Here is a 7313-nt window from a genome sequence, read left to right on the forward strand (position 1 = left end):
GCTGGAGGACGAGGTATGTACCTCAAGAACGTGCGGGTGCGGAACGTGCGCGGCTTCCGCGGCACCCGTGAGGTGAACCTCGACCTGACCCGGCCCGACGGCTCCTATGCCGGATGGACGGTGCTGGCCGGCCGCAACGGCTCCGGAAAGTCCACCCTGCTGCGCGCCGTGGCTCTGGCGGTCAGCGGCCCGAGCGCGGCACGCGGGCTGGTGACCGGCTTCGACTCGTGGATCAGCGACGAGCGCGAGCAGGCCGTCGCGGAGGTGTGCCTGCACCCGGACCCGTCGGAGGACCGGTTCAGCATGGGCCGGCCTCCGGCCGGCGTGTTCTGGGCAGGCTTGCAGTGGACCGCGCCGGACGCCACCGCCGCCGGTCGGCATGCCCAGCCGGCCCTGACCCCGGTGGCGTACAAGAAGGCACCCACTGCTGCCCAGCGCGGGCCGTGGGCGGACAACCCCGTGGGCTGGTTCTGCGCGGGCTACGGGCCGTTCCGCCGACTCGTCGGAGGTTCGGGGGAGGTCCAGCGGCGCATGGCCGGGGCGGGGGCCGTGGCCCGGTTGACCAGCCTCTTCCACGAGGATGCCTCACTCGCGGAGGGTGTCAGCTGGCTGATCGAGCAGCACCTTCGGTCTCTGGAGAACCGCCTGGGCGCGGCCGAGCTGAAGCGCACCGCTCTGGAGATCCTCGGCGACGACCTCCTGCCCGACGACTACACCATCGGGGACGTCGACTCCGAGGGCCTGTGGGTCGCGCACGACGGCAGGTCCTTTGCCCTGCGGGAGATGAGCGACGGCTACCGGACGGTGGCGGCGCTGGTGGTCGACATCCTCAAGCAGCTCCACGACACGTACGGCGCCATCCACGTCGAGCGTGACAGCGGGCGCCCCGTCGTGACGGTTCCCGGTGTCGTGATCATCGACGAGATCGACGCGCACCTGCACGTGTCCTGGCAGAAGCGCATCGGCGGCTGGCTCAAGCAGCACTTCCCGCAGGTGCAGTTCCTCGTCACCACCCACAGTCCCTACATCTGCCAGGCGGCCGACCCCGCCGGACTGATCCGGCTGCCCGGACCGGACGTCGACGAGGCCCCCGAGGTCGTCGGGACGGACCTGTACGACCGGGTGGTGTTCGGCAGCGGCGACGACGCGGTGCTGTCCGAGCTCTTCGGCCTCGACACCCCGTACTCGCAGCGCGCGGACGAGGCCCGGGCACTCCTGGTCGCACTGGAGATGAAGATCGTGGCCGGCGAAGCTGGCGAGGAGGAGCGGGAACGCTACCGGCAGCTGAAGCGAACCCTGACCAGCTCGCCGTCCGCCCGGGTCGACGAGGTCGCCGCCCGCCTGCACTCCCTGACCGGGCACGTCGCGTGATCCGAATCCGGCGGCTCCCCCTGCCGGAGCCACCGCGCTCCCGCATGGCCGAGTGCACCTGCGAGATCGTGCTCGCCGAGAAGCCCGCGGCGCGGGCGCGAGAGCTCTGGAAGCACACCACGGTGCGGCGGCACGTGCACCCGACGCTTCGCAGCCTCCTCGGGGAAATGGCGGCCGGGCGCGAGCGGTGCATGTACTGCGGAGACAACCAGGGTACCGACATCGACCACTTCGATCCCATCGACCGGGATCCGATGCGCGCTTTCGACTGGACCAACCACGTCCTCGCCTGCTCACTGTGCAACAGCCACCTCAAGAAGGCCGTCTTCCCGCTCGACCCCTGCGGGAAGCCACTGCTCATCGACCCCACGGCCGAGGACCCGACACCGCACCTGCGGCTGGTCCTGGCGGTTGGCCAGTACCACCCGCTGACCCCCAGGGGCCGGGCCACCATCGACCTGTTCGACCTCAACCGCGGCTTGCTGGCCAAGGGCCGGGTGCACGCCTACCACGTCACCAAGGCCTGTGTCGCCCAGTGGGCCACCGCCACCGCCAAGGGCGACCACGACGACGCCGCCCACTGGGCCGAGGTCGTCAACGAACAGCCGATAGCCGACGTCGTCCAGGCCATGCTGCACCAAGCCCTCGACCCCGCCGCCGAGATCGTCTTCGACGACGACCCCCAACTCCTCCTCCACCTGCGCGAACCCGGGCTCCGGACGGCCCTGCTCCTCCGGTAGGACACCGTGGCGGAGACCCGGTCGGCCATGCGTTGCCCGAAGGGAGGCGGGAACACCCCGACTACACCTGCCGACGCACGTCAGCGGCAGCACGACTTCCACGTCGGGGAACCGGCGGTGCTCTCGTACGCCCCTGGTACGCGCCCCGAACGTGCGGCTTAAGGTGCGGCATCTGCGCTGTGGGACTGGAGAGTTGGGGGAACGTCGTGGAGGGCAACGAGCCGAAGAACGTGCGCGAGGTGCTGCAGCAGCTCGCGCAGCCGTCGAACGTCGCGGTCCACTCCAGCGACAAACTGCTGGGCGAGGTCGAAGCCGTCGCGGCGAAGGACGACGAGGAACGGGAGCAGAACGAGCTCGACGCGCTGCGGCGCAAGCCGGGCCTGCGACCCGTGCCGTCCAGGGAACTCGGCGCTGGCGTCCAGCTGACGCCCTGGGAGGTGCTGCACACCTTCGGGCGGGCGACCGCGCTCGCGCGGCGTGGTGCCGGGCGGGGGCTCGCGGAGCACTGGGGTTGCCTCAAGTACAGCCAGGCGCTGGAGGGGACCCTCGGAACCTTCATGGCCCTGTCGGCCGAGGGCCGTGACACAGCGGACTACTACAAGGCACTGCAGTCCGACGAACTCGGCGTCGGGTTCGCGCTGGCCGTGGCCAAGCACGTTCTGGCCAGGCGCTATCCGGACCACAGCGTGTCCGTCGTACCTGCCGACGCAGCCTTGCGGGCGGGCTTCGCGGTGACCGGCCGGGACAGCGGCGTCTCCGTCGGCTACCGATACCGCCCTCAGTACTTCGCGGAGGTGTGGAAGCCTGGCCAGCCTTCGCGGGTCTTCCCGATCGCCTGCAAGGGCAACCACAGCGGCGTTTCCACCTCCCACACCCAGCTCGCCTCGGCCGCGGTCCACGCCGACGCCGTGCACATCGGCGGATGGACGGACACCCCGGCCCTGATCTTCAGCACCGAGCTGCCCGTCGACGGGCCGATGACCGTCCACGTGCTGCACGCGCCCGGCAACGGCGGCGAACTCACCCACCCGGCCGGCGAAGCCCGCGACCTGGACCTGGAACTCGACCAGGACAACATCTTCCCCGGGATCCTGCCGCCCGCACGAGACGGCGAGAACCCCGACTCCGTTCCGGGCTTCCACATCGAGGCGGACCACTTCGCCTGGTTCCAACACGCCCTCGCTCGCACCGGAGCGGCGGGCCTGACGGCCTTCGCCGGCGACGCGGCAGCAACCGTCCCGTACCTCACCGGCCGGCAGGGCCGCAAGCGGTACGAGGGTATCTCGCATGCCGCGATCGGCAGCGTCCAGGACGCGGACCACGAACTCCTCGGCATCCCGTTCGTCGGTACCGATCACGTCCTGCGTCTCAACCGCACCCGAGTGGAGGCCTTCTCGGGCGTGGCGGAGGACCTCTTCGAACACCTCGTCGAGCGCCGCCTCACCCACTACCGCGACGAGGTCCACGCCCGCCGTTCCTCGTGGCCGACCGCCACCTGGGACGACGACTGGGACGGCCCCGTCTCCATCCACCCGGACGGATCCGTCCTCGCCCTGCGCGTGCTACCGGAAAGGGACTGCCGACAGCGCAACGCCCCTGCGTGTTCCGGACTCCGGTAGCCGGTCGGCGCGGAGGCCTGCCGGACTGAGGACACTGGGCGGCCGACGAGAGGCCGGGCCTGCCGGGCACAGCCGTGCCACCTGCCGTTCCCGGGCCGCTGCTATTCCTCGTCGTCGGCCTCCGGTTGCCAGGCCTGGAGCAACGCGTGAACGGGAAGTGCGGAGTCCGGCACTGCGAGGCGGGTGATCGGCATGGCGCTGGTGGCTCCTGAGATGAGGTGCTCGCCGATGAGATGCGGGACGAGCAGTGCCACCGTACCGGCCGGCCAGTCGGCCGCGACCTGGTAGGTGGCGATGACGGCCGTTTCCCACGTCGTGAGCGGATCGTGCGCCCGTTCCTCGCAGTCCTCCTTCTCGACGGTGGGGATCTTGACAGCGAGCAGCTGCTGCGGGGCTTCGCTGTGCAGGGCGGCCTGACTGCGGGCTTCGCGAATCCAGCCCGCGACGAGCTCGTCGAACGCGTCCTCGGTCTCCGGCCGGCCCTTGCGGCGGCGGCCGAACGCGTCGCGCACCACGGAGGACACTGCGAAGTCGTTGTCCTCCAGGCGGTGCCACGACCAGGACGCCCGGTGCTTCCAGGCGTCCCAGGCACGTTGTACCACCTTGGCTGCATCGGCTCCGAGACCCGCGAGTTCCGGGCCCGGTGTGAACTCCGGCTCCGGGAGCAGTCTGACCGCCGCTGCCTCCACCAGCGGGACCGACTGCACCAAGGCCGCGAACGCGCGGCGCTCCTCCTCGATGACCTCGGCGAACCTGGCCTGCAACGGCTCGGCCCAGGGCCGCAGGACGGGGAACGCCTGGAGGGCCTTGTTGCTCCTGATCAGGTAGGTGTGCAGGCGGCGCCACTGCTCATGGCGGTGGCGTCGCGTCTCCCGTGCCTTGGAGTAGCGCTCCCAGGCCTCGTCGTCGAAGTCCCCTTCCTGCTCCTCGGATTCGCCGTCCGTCTCGTCCGACGGCTCACCCGTACTGCTCGGGGGGTACTCGCCGGTGGCCAGGGCGAGGGCGGCATCGGCTTCCTCCGCCTTCTCCTCCTCAGAGTCGGGTTCGCGGTCGAGCCAGATCTTGAGGGTGCCGATGTCGATGACCGCCGCCCCGACCTGGAGGAGCGGGCTGTCGGCGGGAAGCGGCCAGCGGCAGGTCCCGCACAGCCGTCCCACTGCCTCGCTCAGTGGGATCTCGGCGCTGCGGACGGAGGATGCCGACCGCAGCGTGCCGCAGGCTTCGTCGCCGTGGAGCTTGCCCTTGCCGGACGCCGTGGCGTAGCAGGTGAGGAGGACGCTCCCGGCAGGGCCGAGCGGAATCTCCGGGGTAAACGTGTGGCCGAGCGGGACAAGGCGGACGGCGGCGGTAGTCGACGGCATGCTGGCACGCTAGCCGTTCCCAATGACACCCGTGCCGCTGTCCCTCCGCCGCCGTCCACAGGCGGCCACGCGCCAGGGAATCCCTGGAGTCGCGGCCGCCCGGGGCTACTGCGCCGCCGGCGGCACAGTTGTCGTGGGGGACAACTCCTCGGCGACTCAGGTACGGTGTCGGACAGAGCCAGGTCCGGACCGCCGACAGCATCGGCGGAACCAGCTGCGGTCAGTCGACTTCCTCACCGTCCGGAGGCGCGTCAGCAACGCGCCCACCAGCGGAACTCCACCCTCCTCCACGCCGCGTGCCCGCGGCGTGCCTTCCACCGCACCGGAGTTCCCCGCATGCCCGAGCACCAACTCACCGCCTCACCCCGCGACTTCCTCTGCGAACATACCCCAAGCAAGAGCCGCGTCCTCGCCCTTCTCTCCCACGACGGCGGCCCCGACTCGCTCCAGGCCGTCCTCACCTGCCGCGACCCCGAACTCGCCCACTGCGCGGCCGAACTGCTGCGCCGGACCCTGAGCCGGGCAGCCGGTGTCCTGCACACCGAGTCCGTGGACGGGCTGTGCGGGCAGCTGCCGGACGCTCCGGCGTCCTCGCTCCGGCAGGCCGTGGCCCACGTGCTCGCCGGGACCTGGCCGGTCGCGGCTGGAACGCTCATCGCCTGGCCCGAAGGATCAGCGCACGAGGAACCCGACCAGGAGGACGGCGTCGACAGCGAGGGCGGCGACAACGACGCGGCTCCGGAATCCGGCGCTCCCGCGCGGGGTGAGGCTCGGTTGCGTGACCTGCCGGGCCAGGTCGTACGGATCGCCACGCTCCGCGAGTTCCACGTCCACGACCGGCAGGCCCTGCTGGACGCGGCGGGCGAGCAGGGGTGGGAGCCGATGCCGGCCGATCAGCTCGACGATGACGACCCGCACGACGTGGTCGGCGCGGTCATGTGGCTCGCGGACCCACCCGTCGACGTCGACGGGGCGGACGCCCTGACCGAACGCAGCCATATCTCTCTGCTGCGGCGGAATAAGGGCGACGAGGTCGCCGAGTGGAGTGCGGAGCCGGTCGTGGCGGACTTCGGCCCCGGCCCGCGTGCCGCCAAGGCCGGGGAGCCCCCTGAGCACAGCCTTGGGGAGGAACTTCCCGATTTCGCGGCGCTCTTCCCTGTGGAGCCTCCGCACTGCGAGGACTCGGAGTGTGAGGAAGTGAGCTGCTTGTGGCAGCTGACTCCCCGCACGGCCGACCTCCTCCACACCGCGCTGTCGCTGCTGGCCGACGAGGCGTACGAGGACGCCGAGGAACTCGGTGACGGGCGCCTCGTACCGGACAAGAACGAGGGCAATTGGGGGGTGTTCCCGCGGCTGCCCAAGCTGACCTTCGCCACCGACCTCCAGTGGCGGCGCCGTTTCGCCCGCGCCGCCGACGACCTCGCCGACGACCTCGAACGCGGCCAATGGCCGCGGCCGACCTGCACCGCCGAGGAACTCGCCCTGCACCTCGCCATCGACGACGCCGGCGACAGTGCCGATGAGCTTGGGGACGACTCCGACGGCACCGGGCACGGCACGCACAGCACACTGCCGGTCCACCGCGACGACTACGACTTCGGCGCCTGCACGGACATGTTCTTCCAGGACACCGACGTCCTCATGCTCTACAACTCCCGTTTCGACGGCATCGAGGATCCCGACGGCGACGCCAACCGGCAGCTCGGCGTGGGCGACCTGCGCGCGCAAGCCTGGTTCGAACCGTTCGGAAACATCACGGCCCGCGACCCCCACCGCGGCTTCCGCCGCTGAACGGCCGAGCCCGCGCCGGACGGCGGGCAGAGGCACGCAAGGTGCCTCCGCCCGCCGTCCGCGGCAACCGGGGAGAAAGGACGACGGGGCATTTTCGGCCCGGCACGGCAGGTTGGGTAACCGACCCGGCGGCTATGCGGCGAGCGGCAGGTCGTCGTTGCCACGGGGCACGGCTCGGAGCCGGTCCGTCTGGGCATGATCGAGCGCTCGGGCGAGGGCGTTGACGGCCTGGTCGGCGGAGTCCTTGAGGAGGTGGCCGTAAAGGTTGATCGTGGTCGCCAGGGTGGCGTGCCGCAGGGTCTTGGACACGATCGCGATGGGGATGCCTTCGGCGATGGGTGCAGATCTTGTGAGGGTGCCTCGTTGGAGTGATTCGCTGGGCTTTGTCCTGTGGGGGCGCGGGGCGGTCTCTAGCGTCGATGAGGTGAGCC

The 7313-nt window shown here is 70.8% G+C and carries 6 protein-coding genes; 4 read left to right on the plus strand and 2 right to left on the minus strand.

Features of this window, described 5'->3' with window-relative positions; genetic code table 11:
• Positions 1-15: 15 nt before the first annotated feature.
• From P3T29_RS30445 to P3T29_RS30455, 3 genes are all read left to right on the plus strand, one after another.
• Positions 16-1371 (plus strand): AAA family ATPase, encoded by a 1356-nt coding sequence (locus tag P3T29_RS30445; RefSeq protein ID WP_280719913.1) that lies wholly within the window; start codon positions 16-18, stop codon positions 1369-1371.
• Positions 1372-1415: 44 nt separating this feature from the next.
• Positions 1416-2111, plus strand: coding sequence for an HNH endonuclease (locus tag P3T29_RS30450; RefSeq protein ID WP_280719914.1), 696 nt, complete (start codon positions 1416-1418; stop codon positions 2109-2111).
• Between the two features lie 179 nt (positions 2112-2290).
• A complete protein-coding gene (locus P3T29_RS30455; protein ID WP_280719915.1) occupies positions 2291-3730 on the plus strand; it encodes a hypothetical protein in 1440 nt (479 codons plus the stop codon).
• Positions 3731-3831: 101 nt separating this feature from the next.
• Here P3T29_RS30455 and P3T29_RS30460 read toward each other — a convergent pair whose 3' ends face one another.
• Positions 3832-5091, minus strand: a complete 1260-nt coding sequence (locus P3T29_RS30460) for a hypothetical protein (protein WP_280719916.1) — start codon at positions 5089-5091, stop codon at positions 3832-3834.
• A 336-nt stretch (positions 5092-5427) separates the two neighbouring features.
• Between P3T29_RS30460 and P3T29_RS30465 the strand changes: the two genes are divergently transcribed.
• A complete protein-coding gene (locus tag P3T29_RS30465) occupies positions 5428-6882 on the plus strand; it encodes a hypothetical protein (RefSeq protein ID WP_280719917.1) in 1455 nt (484 codons plus the stop codon).
• A 132-nt stretch (positions 6883-7014) separates the two neighbouring features.
• Here the strand turns inward: P3T29_RS30465 and P3T29_RS30470 are convergent, their stop codons facing one another.
• The gene (locus P3T29_RS30470; protein WP_280719918.1) at positions 7015-7191 is read right to left on the minus strand and encodes a hypothetical protein; all 177 of its coding nucleotides are present in this window, start codon (positions 7189-7191) and stop codon (positions 7015-7017) included.
• Positions 7192-7313: the final 122 nt, after the last annotated feature.

The organism is Kitasatospora sp. MAP5-34 (assembly GCF_029894335.1).
Classification (GTDB): Bacteria; Actinomycetota; Actinomycetes; order Streptomycetales; family Streptomycetaceae; genus Kitasatospora.

Excerpts from the sequence above, each read along its gene's own strand:
- P3T29_RS30450 (WP_280719914.1), top strand. The coding sequence starts at position 1,416 with ATGGCCGAGTGCACCTGCGAGATCGTGCTCGCCGAGAAGCCCGCGGCG.
- P3T29_RS30445 (WP_280719913.1), top strand. The coding sequence starts at position 16 with ATGTACCTCAAGAACGTGCGGGTGCGGAACGTGCGCGGCTTCCGCGGC.
- P3T29_RS30465 (WP_280719917.1), top strand. The coding sequence starts at position 5,428 with ATGCCCGAGCACCAACTCACCGCCTCACCCCGCGACTTCCTCTGCGAA.
- P3T29_RS30460 (WP_280719916.1), bottom strand. The coding sequence starts at position 5,091 with ATGCCGTCGACTACCGCCGCCGTCCGCCTTGTCCCGCTCGGCCACACG.